At 66.6% G+C, this 16,048-nt stretch carries 20 protein-coding genes and 1 pseudogene; 12 read left to right on the top strand and 9 right to left on the bottom strand.

Going from position 1 to position 16,048, the window contains the following annotated elements; genetic code table 11:
- Nucleotides 1-23: 23 nt before the first annotated feature.
- The 4 genes and pseudogenes from HF886_RS21040 to HF886_RS06795 form a co-directional block, all read left to right on the top strand.
- Nucleotides 24-371, top strand: a pseudogene (locus tag HF886_RS21040) (FKBP-type peptidyl-prolyl cis-trans isomerase); the annotation flags it as partial.
- Between the two features lie 3 nt (nt 372-374).
- Nucleotides 375-746, top strand: coding sequence for an FKBP-type peptidyl-prolyl cis-trans isomerase (locus tag HF886_RS21035; protein WP_346765322.1), 372 nt, complete (start codon nt 375-377; stop codon nt 744-746).
- A 105-nt stretch (nt 747-851) separates the two neighbouring features.
- Complete coding sequence (locus tag HF886_RS06800; protein ID WP_169651894.1) at nt 852-1,265, top strand: AraC family transcriptional regulator; 414 nt, start codon at nt 852-854, stop codon at nt 1,263-1,265.
- 54 nt (nt 1,266-1,319) lie between these two features.
- Complete coding sequence (locus HF886_RS06795; protein ID WP_169651893.1) at nt 1,320-1,751, top strand: VOC family protein; 432 nt, start codon at nt 1,320-1,322, stop codon at nt 1,749-1,751.
- Between the two features lie 61 nt (nt 1,752-1,812).
- Here the strand turns inward: HF886_RS06795 and HF886_RS06790 are convergent, their stop codons facing one another.
- Nucleotides 1,813-3,138 (bottom strand): HAMP domain-containing sensor histidine kinase, encoded by a 1,326-nt coding sequence (locus HF886_RS06790; RefSeq protein ID WP_169621169.1) that lies wholly within the window; start codon nt 3,136-3,138, stop codon nt 1,813-1,815.
- Between the two features lies 1 nt (nt 3,139).
- A complete protein-coding gene (locus HF886_RS06785) occupies nt 3,140-3,823 on the bottom strand; it encodes a response regulator transcription factor (RefSeq protein WP_169621168.1) in 684 nt (227 codons plus the stop codon).
- 149 nt (nt 3,824-3,972) lie between these two features.
- Between HF886_RS06785 and HF886_RS06780 the strand changes: the two genes are divergently transcribed.
- Entirely contained in the window at nt 3,973-5,772 is a 1,800-nt protein-coding gene (locus HF886_RS06780) for an acyl-CoA dehydrogenase (protein WP_169621167.1), read from the top strand.
- Between the two features lie 45 nt (nt 5,773-5,817).
- Here the strand turns inward: HF886_RS06780 and HF886_RS06775 are convergent, their stop codons facing one another.
- The 4 genes from HF886_RS06775 to HF886_RS06760 are packed head-to-tail and all read right to left on the bottom strand — an operon-like array spanning nt 5,818 to nt 8,213.
- A complete protein-coding gene (locus tag HF886_RS06775; protein WP_169651892.1) occupies nt 5,818-6,387 on the bottom strand; it encodes a dihydrofolate reductase family protein in 570 nt (189 codons plus the stop codon).
- 20 nt (nt 6,388-6,407) lie between these two features.
- A complete protein-coding gene (locus HF886_RS06770) occupies nt 6,408-6,899 on the bottom strand; it encodes a CinA family protein (protein WP_169621165.1) in 492 nt (163 codons plus the stop codon).
- Nucleotides 6,889-7,662, bottom strand: coding sequence for a pyrimidine reductase family protein (locus HF886_RS06765; RefSeq protein ID WP_169651891.1), 774 nt, complete (start codon nt 7,660-7,662; stop codon nt 6,889-6,891). The genes HF886_RS06770 and HF886_RS06765 overlap by 11 nt, the downstream gene beginning before the upstream one ends.
- 38 nt (nt 7,663-7,700) lie before the next feature.
- A complete protein-coding gene (locus HF886_RS06760; RefSeq protein WP_169651890.1) occupies nt 7,701-8,213 on the bottom strand; it encodes a flavin reductase family protein in 513 nt (170 codons plus the stop codon).
- Nucleotides 8,214-8,282: 69 nt separating this feature from the next.
- Between HF886_RS06760 and HF886_RS06755 the strand changes: the two genes are divergently transcribed.
- From HF886_RS06755 to HF886_RS06745, 3 genes are read left to right on the top strand one after another with little or no spacing between them, the layout of a single operon-like run.
- Nucleotides 8,283-9,356 carry a YihY/virulence factor BrkB family protein gene (locus tag HF886_RS06755; protein WP_169651889.1) on the top strand — a complete coding sequence of 358 codons (1,074 nt, stop codon included), beginning with the start codon at nt 8,283-8,285 and terminating at the stop codon, nt 9,354-9,356.
- Nucleotides 9,353-9,781, top strand: coding sequence for a phage holin family protein (locus HF886_RS06750; protein ID WP_169651888.1), 429 nt, complete (start codon nt 9,353-9,355; stop codon nt 9,779-9,781). The genes HF886_RS06755 and HF886_RS06750 overlap by 4 nt, the downstream gene beginning before the upstream one ends.
- Nucleotides 9,778-10,044, top strand: a complete 267-nt coding sequence (locus HF886_RS06745; protein WP_169651887.1) for a DUF3618 domain-containing protein — start codon at nt 9,778-9,780, stop codon at nt 10,042-10,044. Before HF886_RS06750 ends, HF886_RS06745 begins: the two co-directional genes overlap by 4 nt.
- A 12-nt stretch (nt 10,045-10,056) precedes the next feature.
- Here the strand turns inward: HF886_RS06745 and HF886_RS06740 are convergent, their stop codons facing one another.
- On the bottom strand, nt 10,057-11,949 hold the full coding sequence (locus HF886_RS06740) for a propionyl-CoA synthetase (RefSeq protein WP_169621159.1): 1,893 nt from the start codon (nt 11,947-11,949) through the stop codon (nt 10,057-10,059).
- Nucleotides 11,950-12,139: 190 nt separating this feature from the next.
- On the opposite strand from HF886_RS06740, the gene HF886_RS06735 reads away from it, so the two are divergent.
- Nucleotides 12,140-12,427: a hypothetical protein gene (locus tag HF886_RS06735; RefSeq protein ID WP_169621158.1), complete on the top strand. Its 288-nt coding sequence runs from the start codon at nt 12,140-12,142 to the stop codon at nt 12,425-12,427.
- Between the two features lie 195 nt (nt 12,428-12,622).
- Here HF886_RS06735 and HF886_RS21030 read toward each other — a convergent pair whose 3' ends face one another.
- On the bottom strand, nt 12,623-12,970 hold the full coding sequence (locus HF886_RS21030; protein ID WP_240954919.1) for a hypothetical protein: 348 nt from the start codon (nt 12,968-12,970) through the stop codon (nt 12,623-12,625).
- Nucleotides 12,971-12,974: 4 nt separating this feature from the next.
- On the opposite strand from HF886_RS21030, the gene HF886_RS21025 reads away from it, so the two are divergent.
- Together HF886_RS21025 and HF886_RS06725 are read left to right on the top strand one after the other, a co-directional pair.
- Entirely contained in the window at nt 12,975-13,211 is a 237-nt protein-coding gene (locus HF886_RS21025) for an Ltp family lipoprotein (protein WP_240954918.1), read from the top strand.
- Nucleotides 13,212-13,365: 154 nt separating this feature from the next.
- The gene (locus HF886_RS06725; protein WP_346765308.1) at nt 13,366-13,911 is read left to right on the top strand and encodes an HNH endonuclease; all 546 of its coding nucleotides are present in this window, start codon (nt 13,366-13,368) and stop codon (nt 13,909-13,911) included.
- Between the two features lie 60 nt (nt 13,912-13,971).
- Here the strand turns inward: HF886_RS06725 and HF886_RS06720 are convergent, their stop codons facing one another.
- The gene (locus HF886_RS06720; RefSeq protein WP_169651884.1) at nt 13,972-14,589 is read right to left on the bottom strand and encodes a uracil-DNA glycosylase; all 618 of its coding nucleotides are present in this window, start codon (nt 14,587-14,589) and stop codon (nt 13,972-13,974) included.
- 155 nt (nt 14,590-14,744) lie between these two features.
- Here HF886_RS06720 and HF886_RS06715 point away from each other — a divergent pair, with 155 nt between their 5' ends.
- Nucleotides 14,745-16,040, top strand: coding sequence for a DUF6884 domain-containing protein (locus HF886_RS06715; RefSeq protein ID WP_346765307.1), 1,296 nt, complete (start codon nt 14,745-14,747; stop codon nt 16,038-16,040).
- Nucleotides 16,041-16,048 lie beyond the last annotated feature (8 nt).

The following is a 16,048-nucleotide window of genomic DNA, read 5'->3' as shown; positions in this document are numbered from 1 at the left end:
CACTCGACAAGGGAGAAGGACCTGTGAGTAAACCGGAGATCGAGTTCCAGGAGGGCCCCGCGCCCACCGAACTGGTCATCAAGGACATCACGATCGGTGACGGTCCCGAAGCCACGCCGGGTGCGGTCGTCGACGTGCACTACGTCGGTGTGGAGTTCGACACGGGCGAGGAGTTCGACTCGTCGTGGAGCCGTGGCGAATCCATCCGCTTCCCGCTCGCCGGTCTCATCGCCGGCTGGCAGGAGGGCATCCCCGGCATGCGTGTCGGTGGGCGTCGTCAGCTGACGATCCCGCCGGAACTCGCCTACGGTCCCGCCGGATCGGGCCACCAGTTGTCGGGCAAGACGCTCGTGTTCGTGATCGATCTGCTCGACGTGCAGGTCCAGCCCGAACCGCCGGTCATCGAGAAGTCGGAAGGCCCCGCGCCCACCGAACTCGTGGTCGAGGACATCACCATCGGTGAAGGTCCCGAGGCGCAGCCCGACGCAACCGTCGACGTGCACTACAAGGGCGTCGAGTACGAGACCAACGAAGAGTTCGACTCGTCGTGGAGCCGCGGTCAGTCCGTCGCGTTCCCGCTCGGCCGGCTGATCCCAGGCTGGCAGCAGGGCATCCCGGGTATGCGGGTCGGTGGTCGCCGCAAGCTGACCGTGCCACCGGAACTCGCATACGGTCCGGCCGGTTCCGGTCACCCGCTCGGCGGCAAGACGCTGGTGTTCGTGATCGACCTGGTCGACCTGCCGTAGAAAATCGTTCATGAAGGCCCGAGTCCGGTGTATGCCGGACCCGGGCCCTCATGCATCCGGGCGCATTCACGAGCACGCGCCGGTTCTCGCTGCCAGACTGGGGTAATGGCAGTACGAGTGCGGGTGCCGGCGGAACTCCTTCCGCACCTGCGCCGCGCCCGCGACGTCGCCGACCGTGACTATGCGGAGCCGCTCGACCTCGTCGGACTCGCCGCCAACGCCGGCGTATCCAAGTTTCACTTCCTCCGGTGTTTCGCCGCGGTGTACGGCAGGACTCCGGGGGCCTACCTCGCCGAGCGGCGCATCGAGCGAGCCCAGGACCTGCTGCGGGCGACCAACCTGACGGTCACCGAGATATGCCACGTCGTCGGGTACACCAGCCTCGGTTCGTTCAGCGCCAAGTTCCGGCAACTGGTCGGTACGTCACCGTCGGTGTATCAGGCGAAGTTCGCCGAGTCCGGTGCGCCGCGAATCCCCGGCTGCTACGTCTTCATGCACGGCCTGAGCGACCGGTCGTGAACGCCGCAATTTCGGAGAAGCGCAGGCACCGGCGCCGACCCTAGGTTGGAATACATGATTACCAACATTTCTCTGGTCACCCTCTGGGTCACCGACCAGGACGCAGCCAAGAAGTTCTACACCGACACGATGGGATTCGTCGAAGGCACCGACGTCACGCTGGGCGACGGGTTCCGCTGGGTATCGATCCTGCACCCCGACCATCCCGAACTGCAGGTCACCCTCGCCAAGCCCGGCCCGCCCCTCGCCGACGACACGGCAGACGCGATCCGGCGGGCACTGGACGCCGGAACCATGGGCGGATTCGGTCTTGCCACCAACGACTGTCACGCGACGTATCGTGAGCTCGCTGCCAAGGGGGTGGAGTTCGTTCAGCAACCGGCCGAACGGCCGTACGGCATCGAAGCGGTGATGCGGGACAACTCCGGCAATTGGCTGGTGCTCGTGGAGGAGCGGGAGTACACCGGAGAGCCCTTCCCGCACTGAGTAATTCGGACACAATGCACCCTCGCGATCGAGCCGGTGCCGGGAACGTCGCCGGTACCGATCATCGATCGCGGGGGCGCGTGCGGGGCAACCGGACGACGAGGCGTGCTCCCCCGAGCGGACTCTCGTCCAGGTGTGCGTCGCCGCCGTGCAGGGTTGCCTGCTGCGCGACCAGTGCCAGTCCGAGCCCGGACCCGGTCCGGCGGGAATTCGATCCGCGCCGGAACCGTTCGAACACTGCCGAGCGTTCGTCGGCGGGGACACCCACTCCGTCGTCGTCGACGATCAGGCTGGTGGCGGCATCGTCCCTCGAGACGGTGATCCGAACGAGCGATGCGCCGCCGTGCCGGACGGCATTGGTGATCGCGTTGTCCACCACGAGTCGCAGGCCTGCGGGCAGGCCGCGCAGCGTCCGGCCGGCATCCCCGCGGACGTCCACGGTCAGGCCCGGATATCGGCGCATCGCGTCCGCGGCAGCGGTGTCGCAGATCTCGACGGGATCGACGTCGACGAAATCGCGGTCGGTGGACAGGTCGCCTCTGGCGAGGCGTTCGAGGTCGTTGAGGGTCGCTTCCAGCCGTGCCTGAGTGCGCGCGAGGTCGGTGAGTATCTCGGACCGGTCGTCCGCCTCGAGGTCGAGGGTCGTGAGTACTTCGATGTCCGTCCGCATCGCCGTAAGGGGCGTCCGCATTTCGTGTGCCGCTGCCGCCGCGAAGTCACGCGCCGTGGCCAGCGCGGCGTCGGTGGCGGCACGCGCGCGTGCCACGTCGTCGAGCATCGCGCCCACCGCCGACGCGAGTTCGTCGGCTTCCGTGACTCCGGACGGGCGTGGCGAGAGATCCCGGTCGCGGGCGACGATCCGGCGGGTCAGGTCGACGAGCGGACGCACCGCGCCACCGCCGAGCAGCCAGCCGAGACCGGTCGCGGCGGCCACTGCGACGGCGCCGGCGATCAATACCTGCCGGTGCTGATCCGTGGTCACATCCTGCGCCTCGGCCAGCAGGACGGCCACCGACATCAGACCGCGATTCGATTCGATGGGGGTGGTGTACGCGCGGTAGTCGATCCCGTCGAGGGTGACGGTCTGCGCGCCGGGTTCGAGGACGGGCAGTTCCGTGGGCGTGCTCGCCCGCAGTGCGCCGTCGGGTTCCGCGCGGATCGTCATGGCGAACGCACCGCCGTCGCCGAATACCGGCAGGAACAATTCGGCGGCCGCGGCGTTGGCTGCCAGCACATCGGCGGCGAGGTCGAGGCGCCGGTCGAGTTGTGCCAGATTGTTGCGCGAAATTGCCAGCGCCACAATGACACCCAGAATCCCCACGACGATGGTCGTGCCCAGCGCGGTCGCGGTGGCCACTCGTGCGCGCAACGAGAACGAGCGGGGCACCTCAGGGCTCCCGGAGAACGAAGCCGACGCCGCGCACGGTGTGGACGAGCCGGGCGCGGCCACCTGATTCGAGCTTGCGGCGGAGATAGCCGACGAACACGTCCACGACGTTGGTGTCTGAGGTGAAGTCGTAGCCCCACACGAGCGACAACAGGCGCTCGCGGGAGAGCACGATGCCCGCATTGCGGGCCAGGACCTCGAGCAGCTCGAATTCGCGTTTGGTCATGTCCACGGGATCGCCGTCGACGAACACCCGCCGGCCCGCCGGTTCTATGCGCAGGGCGCCGACCCGCACCGCCTGATCGTCGGCCGGTGCGCGGCGGCGCAGCATTGCTTTGATACGCGCGACGAGTTCGGCGAGGACGAACGGTTTGGTCAGGTAGTCGTCGGCGCCGGATTCGAGCCCGGCGATGCGGTCGTCGACGGTGTCGCGGGCACTGAGCACGCAGATCGGGATGTCGTCCCCCGCACCGCGCAGGGTGGTGATGACGGCTGTCCCGTCGAGACCGGGCATGTTCATGTCGAGCACCATCACGTCGGGCCGCTCGGCTTCTACGACTTCGAGGGCTTCGGCACCCCCGGCGGCGGTCAACACCGAGAATCCGGAGAGGCGGAGACCGCGGTGCAGGGAGGCGAGGACGTCCGCGTCGTCGTCGACGACCAGCACAGAAGGGGATCCGCTCATGAAGGGCAGTATTCCCGTATTCGTGGCGTCGGCGCCAAGCATCGCGCGGTACCGTGCACCCACGGCTGCCACCCCGCCGGTCGTCCGGCCCGCCCGGATTGCTCTACTGGGTGCGCGCTCGATCGGTACTCCGCCGAAAGGACCCCTCCATGCCTGCTCCCGTGCTGTCCCGCCGCGACCTGGACTTCTTGCTGTACGACTGGCTCGACATCGAGTCCCTGACCACCCGTTCGCGGTTCGCGGAGCATTCCCGTGAAACGTTCGACGCGGTGCTGGACCTGAGTGCGGACATCGCTACGAAGCATTTCGCGACGCACAACAAGAAGGCCGATGCTCAGGAACCCCGGATGGACGAGGACGGCCGCGTCGAGATCATCCCGGAGGTCAAGGCCGCACTCGACCTCTTCTCCAAGGCGGGGCTGATCGCCGGCGGGTTCGACGAAGCGCACGGCGGCATGCAGTTGCCCATCGCGGTTCTGCGCGCGTCGATGGCGTGGTTCCAGGCGGCGAATGCAGGCACCTCCGCGTACCCGTTCCTCACCGCGGCCAATGCAAGCCTGCTCGTCGCGCACGGCAGCGACGAGCAGATCGCCACCTTCGTGCCGCACATGCTCGAAGGCCGGTTCTTCGGCACCATGTGTCTGTCCGAGCCGCAGGCAGGCTCGTCGCTCGCCGACATCACCACCAAGGCCGTGCCAGTGGGCGACGGCACCTACCGCCTGACCGGAACGAAGATGTGGATCTCCGGCGGCGACCACGAATTGACCGAGAACATCGTGCATCTGGTGCTCGCCAAGATTCCGGGAGGCCCCGCCGGCGTCAAGGGCATCTCGCTGTTCATCGTTCCCAAGTTCCTCGTCGAGCCGGACGGCACGCTGGGCGACCGGAACGACGTCGCCCTGGTGGGCCTCAACCACAAGATGGGCAATCGCGGCACCACGAACACACTGCTGAACCTCGGCGAAGGCACGTACACACCGGGCGGAGAGGCGGGAGCGGTCGGCTATCTTCTCGGGGAGCCGAACAAGGGCCTGTCCTACATGTTCCACATGATGAACGAGGCACGGATCGGGGTCGGATTCCTCGCGACCTCGCTCGGCTACGCCGGATACCTCCAGTCGCTCGACTACGCACGCACCCGGACACAGGGCCGCCCACTCGGCGCGAAAGACCCGGCTTCCCCTCAGGTGGCCCTCGTCGAACACCCCGACGTACGCCGGATGCTGTTGGCGCAGAAGTCCTACGTGGAAGGTGCGCTGGCGCTCGGCCTGTACTGTTCCACCCTCGTCGACGAACAGCGGACCGCACCTGACGAGGCAGCCCGGTCGCGTGCGGGGCTTCTGCTGGACCTGCTCACCCCGATTGCCAAGTCGTGGCCGTCGCAGTGGTGCCTCGAAGCCAACAGTCTTGCGATCCAGGTGCTCGGCGGTTACGGGTACACCCGGGAATTCGATGTCGAACAGTACTACCGCGACAATCGCCTCAACCCGATTCACGAAGGCACCCACGGCATTCAAGGGATGGACCTCCTCGGCCGCAAGGTGATCATGCAAGGTGGCGCCGCGCTCGCGGTGCTGGGAGAGACCATCGGCGAGACCGTGACGAAGGCGCTGGACGCCGGTGGCGACGCCGCGGAGTACGCGCAGCAGTTGCAGCGTGCCGTCGTGCGGGTGGGGGAGACGACCACCGCCCTGTGGTCGACCGGCGATCCGGCTGTCGCGCTCGCAAACTCGACCGTCTACCTCGAAGCGGTCGGGCATGTGGTGGTCGCGTGGATCTGGCTCGAACAACTCCTCGCCGTGGGCGAGCGGGACGGCGCGTTCTACGACGGCAAGCGCGCGGCGGCCCGGTACTTCTTCCGATTCGAACTTCCGAAGACGGGGCCGCAGTTCGATCTGCTCGCGAGCCTCGACCGCACCACCCTGGACGTCGACCCCTCCGTCCTCTGATCCGGTGCCGCCGTGACAGCCGTCGCTGTCACGGCGGCGGCACGGTCAGCGACGGGCAGCGAGACGAGTGATCGTGACGCCCGCGACCGAGCGACTCTCGACGGGATCGAAGTGATGCGGTGCGAAGTCCGCGCGGAACAACGGTATTCCGTTGCCCGCCACGATCGGACTGACCTTCAGGACGAGTTCGTCGATCTCGGGTAACAGCGCGCCCGCGAGAGAGCCGCCCCCGCACAACCAGATTCCTCCGCCGTCCTGCTGCTTCAGTTCTCGCACGTACGCGAGCGGATCGCTGGCGACGAGTGTGACGGTGTCGTCCGGTGCTTCGCTCATCGTGGTGGAGAAGACGTACTGCTTCAGATGCTGATACGAACTCGTGACCCCGTCATCGAGGGACGGCTCCCACGTGCGTCTGCCCATGACCACCGCGTCGAAGTTCTTGTTCGGCGGGTCGATCCCGAGATGCGCACGCGCCTGGGTGGGGATCGTTTCCGGGAACTCCTCGACGAGTACCGACACCAGTTCGTCGGGTACCGGAAAGAAATCGAACCCGCCCGACGGGTCGGCGATGAACCCGTCGAGCGTGGTGGCCACGTAGTAGGTCAGTGTGCGCAAGAATGCTCCCGTCTCGGCAGTCAGGCCTGTGCCCGATCGACGAGCAACGTTAGGGCATGACGCACCGTCCGGGCGAGCACTTTTTGGGGGTCACCCTCGAATTGCTTTTCCTCGCACCGGGTTCCCTCCGGCCCGGTCGTAGCGAACCAGACTGTGCCCGGCGGGCGCCCGTCCTGCGAGTCGGGTCCGCCCGCCCCGCTCACGGCAACCACGATCTCCGCTTCGAGCAGGCGCGAGGTGGACTCGGCCATGGCCCGGACAGCTTGCTCGCTCACGACCGGTCCCTCGGGAACGCGGAGCAGACCGTGTTTCACTTCGCGTGAGTACGCGACGATGCCGCCGCGAAACCACTCCGAACTGCCTTTCGCGGCGCCGAGGCGCGCCGCCAGCGTTCCCGCGGTGAGGGACTCCGCGCACCCCACCGTCAGACTGCGCTCGGACGCGAGGTCGGCGAGTCGTTCGATCAAGTCGTCGGAACGATCGGTTCCTTCGACAATGTCGTCATCGGCCACGGGAAGCTCCTTCTCTGTCGTCTCGAATCCATCGGGTGAGCAGGGTGCCGTCGTCGTCGGCGACCAGGTGGGTCCGTCGCATGGGGGTGACGACGGGAGTCGGCGTCGAGGCGATGCGCCCCGCAGCGCCCGCCGCGAGAACGGGGGCGAACGTCAGGCACAGGTCGTCGACGATGTCGGCTTCGATCATGCTGCCGAACAATTGCGGACCTCCTTCGCACAGTACGCGCGTCCATCCGGCCTTCGTGACGGCGGCGAGCAGGGCTGCACCGTCGATGGTGTCGTCGGCGATCACCCGGACGTCGGCACCGGCGTCCTCCGCCCTGCGGCGGTTGGCGACAGGGGCGCTCGCACTGGTGAACACGATCGGAGGCACCGTGGTATCGGTGAACAGCCTCAGATCCGACGGGAAGTAGCAGGACGTCGTCACGACCGCGATGGGAGGCACGGCGTCGAGCCCGTCCGCTTCACGACGCGCACGAAGCGTCTCGCTGGTGCGCGCGCCCCCGTAGTTTTCGGTGCGCACGGTGCCCGCGCCGACGAGGATCACGTCCGCGAGTTCCCTGAGCAGCCCGAAGACCTTCTTGTCCGACGGGGTGCCGAGCGCCCCGGACCGGCCTTCCACCGCGACCGCACCGTCGAGGGAGGACACGAAGTTGACGCGCATCCACGGGCGCTCGAGCCCTTCCGGATACGCGTACAACTGCCGGAGCCGATCGTCGCCGACGGCGGTGGGGGAGGCGGGGTCGTCGAGTTGGTGCATGCACCCGATCAGATCACGCCGGTTCGTTCCCCGCTATGTCACGCGCCGTGGCCGGCGTCCATGTCGCTCACGTCGCGGAAGGTCAGCAGCTTGTCCAGCTTCTCGCGGAGTTCGCCCTCCTCGGGATCGAGCAGGAACCCCATGTGGTCGCCGAGATCGAATCTGCCCAGCACGCGCCCGACGAACCAGCCGGCTGCGCCGTCGAGGATCGGCAGGCCGTGCGGACCCTCGCTCCACGCGCACTGCGAGAACTTGTCGATCTCGTCGCCTGTCTGCTCCCCGAAAAGCTCCGATATCGCGCGGTTCTCGGGGGAGAGGACATGCACGGCGAGGTACTCGGCCTCCTGGGCGACACGGAAGGTGTGGTTCTTGTTCGAGATGGCGACGAGGAAGCGTGCCGGATCGATGCCCGTCTGAGTCGTGAACCCGACGAGGCACCCGCTGCGTTCTTCTCCGCCGCGCGTCGTGACAATGTACATCGGGTAGTCGAGCTGGGACATGATGTCGGCGAACCCCTCGGAGGAGCCGCGGACTGCATCGGTGTCGGACATGCTCCGATCGTACGTTTTACGTAGTGCCGATACGGTTTGGTGCGGGCGACGACGCGGTACCCGAGTGCCATGACGGACCAACACGGCGGGGACGGTGCGGCCGGCGCAACCGTGGCACCGAACGATGCGCGCAAGCCCGACTCTCCGACGGACATCGAGAAGCCGTCGTGGAAATACGTGGTCAAGAGGACCGTGCGGGAGTTCAGCCGAGATCAGTGCACCGATCTGGCGGCGTCGCTGACCTACTACGCCATCCTGTCGCTGTTTCCTGCGTTGCTGGTCGTGGTCTCGTTGCTCGGCGTCTTCGGGCAGGGCCAGGCCACCGTGGATGCGGTGCTCCAGATGGTCGAGGATCTGGGACCGTCCTCCGCGGTCGACACCCTGCGCGGACCCATCGAACAGTTGGTGCAGGCACCCACCGCCGGCCTCGCCCTCGTCATCGGTGTTCTCGGTGCCCTCTGGTCGGCTTCCGGCTACGTGGGGGCCTTCGGCCGCGCCATGAATCGCATCTACGAGATCGAAGAGGGACGCCCGATCTGGAAGCTGCGCCCCCAGATGCTGCTGGTGACGGCGCTCGTCCTGGTCTTCGCCGGTGCAACGGGCCTGATGCTCGTGGTGAGCGGACCGATCGCCCGCACCATCGGTGACGTCGTCGGCCTGGGCGAGACAGCGGTGACGGTCTGGAACATCGCGAAGTGGCCCGTGATGCTGATACTCGTCATCGTCCTTGTGGCGGTGCTCTACTACGCCACACCCAACGTCAAGCAGCCCAAGTTCCGGTGGGTGAGCGTCGGTTCTGTGATCGCGATCGTGGTCTGGATCGTCGCGTCGGTGCTGTTCGCGGTGTACGTCAGCAATTTCGGGAGTTACAACAAGACCTACGGTTCGCTCGCCGGTGCGGTGATCTTCCTGTTGTGGTTGTGGATCACCAACCTGGCACTGCTGTTCGGGGCCGAATTCGATGCGGAACTCGAACGTGGTCGGCAGTTGCAAGGTGGAATCGAAGCGGAGAAGACCCTCCAACTGCCCCCGCGCGACACCCGTGCGAGTGAGAAGAACCAGGCGAAGCATCAAGAACTGATCGAACGCGGGCGTCGCCTGCGTGGAGAAGTCGGCGACAACCAGGAAGGGGAACGAACATGACGGAACCGACCGGAGGGGGTGCGCGTCACGTGGCGGCCCAGCCCTCCGAACTGTCCACTGTCGAACTCACCGAACGGCTGACCGCGCAGGTCTCCACCCTCGTGCGCACCGAAGTCACCCATGCCCTCGACGAAGTGAAGTCCAAGGGCACCAGGATCGGTATCGGTGCCGGAATCTCCGGGGCCGGTGCGCTTCTGCTCTACCTCGGGCTCGCCACCCTCATAGCGGCGGGTGTGCTGGGGCTCGCGACCGCCGTGGACCCCTGGCTGGCGGCACTGATCGTCGCCGTTGTGGTTCTCGTGATCGGGGGCATCCTCGCGGCCGTCGGCGCCTCGAAGGCCAAGAATGCCGCGCCGCCGATGCCGGCACACGCGGTCGACAGCGTTCGGGCCGACGTGGCCGCCGCGAAGGGAGCAATGCAATGAGCCGACCCGACTCTTCCAACACCGGGCCCACCGAGTCGACCCCCAACGGGTCGGGCGGACCCGAGCCCGATATCGAACAGCAGCGCGCCGAACTCGCTGCGACGGTAGGCGAACTGACCGACCGGCTGGACGTGCCCACCCGCGTCAAGCACGCGGCCGACGAGCGCGTCGAAGCGGTACGGAACCGCCCCGACCTGATTGCCGCAGCCGGGGCAGTTCTCGTCGCCGTCGTGCTGGTCGTCGTCTGGCGTCGCCGCCGCTAGACCCTCGCGGGGTCAGCCACCCAGTTGCGCCCGAAGCGCCTCGAGCACTGCCGGGTCTTCGATCGTGGACGGCACGGTGTACTGCTCGTGGTCGGCGATCTGGCGCATGGTCTTTCGGAGGATCTTGCCGGATCGGGTTTTCGGCAGTGCCTGCACGACGGTCACGTCCCGGAACGTCGCCACCGCACCGATCTGGTCGCGCACCATTGCGACGAGTTCCTGTCGCAAGGTCTCGGGGTCGATTTCCACACCGGCCTTGAGGACGACGTATCCCGACGGACGCTGCCCCTTGATCTCGTCGTGGATGCCCACCACCGCGCATTCGGCGACGGCCGGATGCGACGCCACGACCGCTTCCATCGTTCCCGTCGAAAGACGATGCCCGGCAACGTTGATCACGTCGTCGGAGCGCCCGAGCACGAACACGTAGCCGTCCTCGTCCACATAACCCGAGTCGCCGGTGAGGTAGTAGCCGGGGAACGTGTCGAGATACGACCTGCGGTACCGGTCCTCGTCCTGCCACAGACCGGTCAAGGTGCCCGGCGGAAGCGGAAGCCGGACGACGATGTTGCCTTCGGTGTTCGCCTTCACGAGTTCGCCATGGGCATCGACGATTTCGACGCGGTACCCCGGCACCGGCACCGTCGGAGAACCCGCCTTGAGCGGCATCGGATCGAGACCGCGCAGATTCGCGGCGATCGCCCAGCCCGTCTCGGTCTGCCACCAGTGGTCGACGACCGGTCGCTCGAGTACGCGGGTCGCCCAGGCGTAGGTGTCGGGGTCGAGGCGTTCCCCGGCGGCGAACAGCGTTTCCAGCGAGTCGATCGAATACTTCGCGAGTTCCTCGGCGTCGGGATCCGCCTTGCGGACCGCGCGGATCGCGGTCGGTGCCGTGAACAGCGCTTTGACGTTGTTCTCCGCGATGATGCGCCAGAACGCGCCCGCGTCGGGGGTGCCTACCGGCTTGCCCTCGTACAGCACCGTGGTGGCGCCGGCGAGCAGTGGGCCGTAGACGATGTACGAGTGCCCGACCACCCACCCGACGTCGGACGCGGTCCACCACACGTCGCCTGCACCGATGTCGTAGATGTTGCGCATCGACCACGTCAGCGCGACCGCGTGTCCGCCGTTGTCGCGGACGACGCCCTTGGGCTTTCCGGTGGTTCCGGAGGTGTAGAGGATGTAGAGCGGGTCGGTGGCGGCGACCGAGACCGGTTCGGCCGGCGACGAGTCGGCGACGAGTTCGTCCCAGTCGAACCACGCGGCGGACGACGTCTTGTAATCGGCAGCGGAACCGGGAATCTGTTCCCGATCCTTCACGATCACAGTGTGCGGGGGAGTCTTCGACAGCCCGAGAGCCGTCTCGACCATGGGGAGATACTCGACGGTTCGGCCGGGCTCGAGCCCACCCGACGCGGTGACGAGCACGACCGGACGGGCATCGTCGATGCGGGTCGCGAGTTCCTTCGCCGCGAACCCGCCGAAGACCACCGAGTGCACGGCACCGATGCGGGCGCACGCGAGCATCGCGATCGCGGCCTCCGGAATCATCGGCATGTAGATGATGACGCGGTCGCCGGCCACGACGCCCTGGTCGCGCAGCACTCCCGCGAATGTGGCGACCTCGTCGAGCAGTTCTGCGTACGTGTAGGTCTTCTTCGCCGGAACCATCGCCGAATCCCAGATCAGCGCGGTCCGGTCACCTGCACCTGCTGCGACATGCCGGTCGAGCGCGTTGACACTGGTGTTGAGAGTGCCGTCCGGGAACCACCGGTACGAGGGTGCGTGCGTGTCGTCCAGTGCGCGGGTGGGCGCGGTGTCCCAGTCGACGGCCTTCGCGGCCTCGAGCCAGAAGGCCTCGGGGTCCTCGACGCTCTGGTGGAACGCCTCCTCGTACGAGCTCATCGCCTGGTGTCCTTCCCTCGCACTGACAGTGGTGACCGCGTCACCCTATGCGACCGGCCTCGGCCCCGAACGCGATGTGCGACGGGCGGCAGTGGTTGGGCGCCGAGCGGGGTGCCGACGGAAGGGCAGTGGACGGAAGGGCAGTGGAGGAGGTGGGCGTGATCTCGCCCGTTCGGGGAATCCGGATCCCATGGCTCAACGAACCACACCCGCAGTCGCGGCGTCGAGTCGGTGGACCGACACCGACGGGATCAGATACCCGCGTGGCGATACGCACGCGTGGACGCCCGGCACCAACCAGACCCTGTGCGGAGTCCCGCTCTCCCGTGCCCGCCTCGCCCGCTTCCCGCACGTGCCGTGGACCGACGCTCTCTATCTGGCCGAACTCGGGGAACACGGAGTCTTCCCGTGCCGTCGCTGTAGCGGGGCCACGCTCAGTGATCGGCGCCGGTGGACCCGCACCGATCCGCGGCCGTGACGGCTGGTCGCTGTGTGGGTGGTCGCCTCGATCCAACGCACCTACGAACGAGAACTACCACGCACGCTCCGGTCACACCGCATGCCGGACACCGCACGCAAAGTCGCCGCGCTCGCCGCGCCCAAGCAAAGGACCAGGTCTGCCGATCCCGGGTCGAGTCTTTGTTCTCGGTAACGAAAAGTAGGGCAAACCGGGTTATCCCGGCATGAGAGTCCGCGCCCTTACGGCCGTCCCCGCCCTTTTCTTCCTCGTCGTGGGTTGCTCTGCCGACGACACCGGTTCGTCGCCCGTGATCACCGAAACGGTGACCGTGTCAGCCGAGGCCTCCACGGCGTCGACCACGACCGTGGCGTCGAGCACGACTACAGCGCCTGCGGCCACCACACCGCGCAGTACTGCGGGCGTCCCGCCCTCCAGCACATACCGGACGTCGACACCGACACCCACTACGGCTGAAGTCGCACCCGCACTTGCTCCTGCCCCGGTCACACCGCAGATCAGCTCCAGCCAGCGCAATGCTGTCCGGTCCGCCGAGGAGTACATCGAGATGATGCCCTTCTCACGCAGCGGGTTGATCAACCAACTCGAATACGAGGGCTTCTCCACCGCGGACGCGACGTACGCAGTGGACCGCCTGGACGTGGATTGGGACCGGCAGGCTAAACGAAGCGCCGAGCAGTACCTCGACATGACGTCGTTTTCCCTGTCGGGGCTGGTTGAGCAACTGGAATACGAGGGGTACACCAGGGCTCAGGCTGAATACGGAGCCAACGCTGCCTACTGACCCGACCTGCGATGGCGGGACGGGTTCGAGTCGAGCAGGCTCTCGGGTGAACCGCTCTAGGATCGCAAGTGTGTCGACTCCGCCCCCACACGCTGTCCCTGTACCGAGCGACACCCAGAGCGCCGGCGACAAAGCAGACATACTCGCTCGCACCGTGGCTGCGATCGACGCCGGTGATCTCGAACAGGGCCGCCAGATTTTGCGCCGAGAGTATCCCTTCAGCGCACTGGCGAAGAACCCGCGCCGCTACACCGAACGTCAATGCTTGCAGGTGTTCTACCGGGACGGTTTCGTCGACCGCTACAGCGGCACCAAGCTCGTGCACCCTGGTGCTCTCCGCACGTTGTCGCGAGTATTTCCCGACGAGTTTCCCGCGCACCAGAATTGGCTGATGTCGCAGTCGCACTTCGCATTTTGGGAACTGTTCCCGACAATCGACCACCTTGTACCTGTCGCGCGCGGCGGGGTCGACGCCGAACCGAACTGGGTGAGTACCTCGATGCTGCGCAACTCCGCGAAAGCGCACTGGACCCTCGACGAACTCGGCTGGACACTTCGCGCACCCGGCGACCACACCGAGTGGGACGGCTTGTCCGGTTGGTTTGTCGAACATCTCAGGTCTTGTCCGGAGCTTCTGGGAGACAAATACCTCGCGCGATGGTTCCGCGCGACGGTCGACGTGCGCGCCGCCCTCATCTGAGGGCGATGCGGGTGTCCACGGATTGTGTCGATGATGGTGCCCGGGTGGCATGTTGCAGACTCAGTAGGTCAAGGAACGGGCGATCTGTGCGATCGCTGCCTCGAACCGCTCGCGGCCTCCGGGCGAGTTCAAGCCTCGAGCCGAGCAGTGCGGAACTTTGCCGGGAACTACGTAGAGATCGCGGTCGATGCCCGCCCGCGCCCAACCATCGCGAGCCGCCGCGCCGAGTAGCAACACCTGCTCGAGGTTCGGACACAGACTCACGAATTCCCGGGTCCACCGGACCGCGCGGGCGCGCTCCGCGGCCGTCGAACCGCCGTTCTTTTCCCCTTCGACGGGAAAAGGCACCACGTTCCAGTGGACGACTTGCGACCACGGCACCCCGTGACGTGCGTATGCCTCACGGCAGTTGCGCGCGGTCCGGTCGTTGTTGTCCAAGCTCAGCAACCCCGATCCGGTGCCCGCCTCGGCTTTGGTGGACGGGTTGTCGAGCAGCACCAGCACCCGCGCCTCGATACCGCCCTGGTCCGGATCGACATAGGGGACATGACCGTGTGGCAAGCCGACCGAATCGGCGATACGGTCGGCCAGACCGTTCAACGCCGCGACATGAGGATCCCGCGTACGCGACATCTTCTCGGCTACAACAGCGGGGGCGGCGTTACGTCCGTTCGGCATGGCACAGACAATGACACAGAAGACCGGCAGTCGGGTATGTGGCGGAGTTCTCCCAGGTGCGTCGGGTGCCATGAAGGGGTCGGCGTGTTTGTGCCGCGGATTCCGCTTTCCTCCCCGTGACGGGCCCGGCCACAGTGTGGTGATAGATATCTGGCGTGGCGCACTGGGATGTATTGATCGAGAAGTTGTCTGTCGCCGACTCGCCGATCCGGTTGAGTTGGGACGAACTCGTCTCGCTGGTCGGCGAGCTGCCGGCCTCGGCATCGAAACACCGGACGTGGTGGTCGGGCGACCGTTCACACGTAAATGCCTGGAAGACGGCTGGTTTCACGCTGGAAGACCTACGGCTCGGCGAAGCGCTCACCTTCGTGCGGGCCACCGACGCACGCCTGTCTCCCCACCTCGAGACGATGGGCCGCCCGCGGAATGCCGTCGAGGCGGACCTGGTGCTCGTCACCTGTGTGAAATCCAAAGAGAACGCGCCGTCCGCAGCGAAGGATCTGTACGTCTCGCCGTTGTTCTCTCGCCAGCGGTCGTATGCGGAAGGGACGGGCCTACCGTGGTTCATACTTTCGGCCGAGCACGGACTGGTCGCACCTGACGAATGGCTGTCGCCGTACGAGCGCTACCTCCCTGACACGCCTTCGACCTATCGCTCCGCGTGGGGCAGGTGGGTGACAGAACGGCTCGAGCTCCTGGCTGGCCCGCTGCAGAATCGGGTCATCGAAATCCACGCCGGAGCGGCCTACGTCGAAGCACTTTCACCGCATCTGCTTGCCAAAGGCGTCACCGTGCGCACCCCGCTGGAGGGACTGAGTATGGGCCGGCGACTGAGTTGGTACGCCCGCCGCTCGGATGAGATCGATACGGCCGAGGGTGTCCCGACGGCCGCGGATCCCGATCATGGTCATGCGGAAACCGCCGCGTTTGTCACCGGGTTGCTCGATTCCTCTCGGGCCATGAAACCGGCCGATTTTCTGGCCGAGGATCCGAAGCGATGGAGGAATCCCGGCTTGTACAGCTGGTGGGTCGACGGGTCAGGGGCCGAAGACCTCACCGCCGGCCTCGGCATGCCCCTCGCGCCGGGGTTGATCTATGCAGGGCTGGCGGGTGCGACGCGATGGCCGAGCGGTAGGCGGTCCACCAACACCCTGTGGCTGCGCATCGTCGGCATGCACCTCGGTGGAAACCACGAATTCTCAACGTTCCGGCGCACCCTCGGCTCGATCCTCGCCCACGCGCAGGGAAGGGATGTCATCGACGAACACGCGTTGACCGAATGGATGACGCGCCATTTGAGGGTCGTGGCGATCATCTCGGAAGATCCGGACACCCTCGGACAACTGGAGGGCGAGGTCCTGGCAACCATCGATCCGCCGCTCAATCTCCGAGGGATGGCCAGTACGCCGGTCCGGGGCCGACTGAAAGAACTACGGCGCAGCCACCGCTGAACCGATCC

The sequence above is a fragment of the Rhodococcus sp. 105337 genome (assembly GCF_012844225.1).
In the GTDB taxonomy this organism is placed as follows: Bacteria; Actinomycetota; Actinomycetes; order Mycobacteriales; family Mycobacteriaceae; genus Rhodococcus.
The sequence above is the reverse complement of the archived record's forward strand: the minus strand, read 5'-3'. Positions and strand labels throughout refer to the sequence as shown.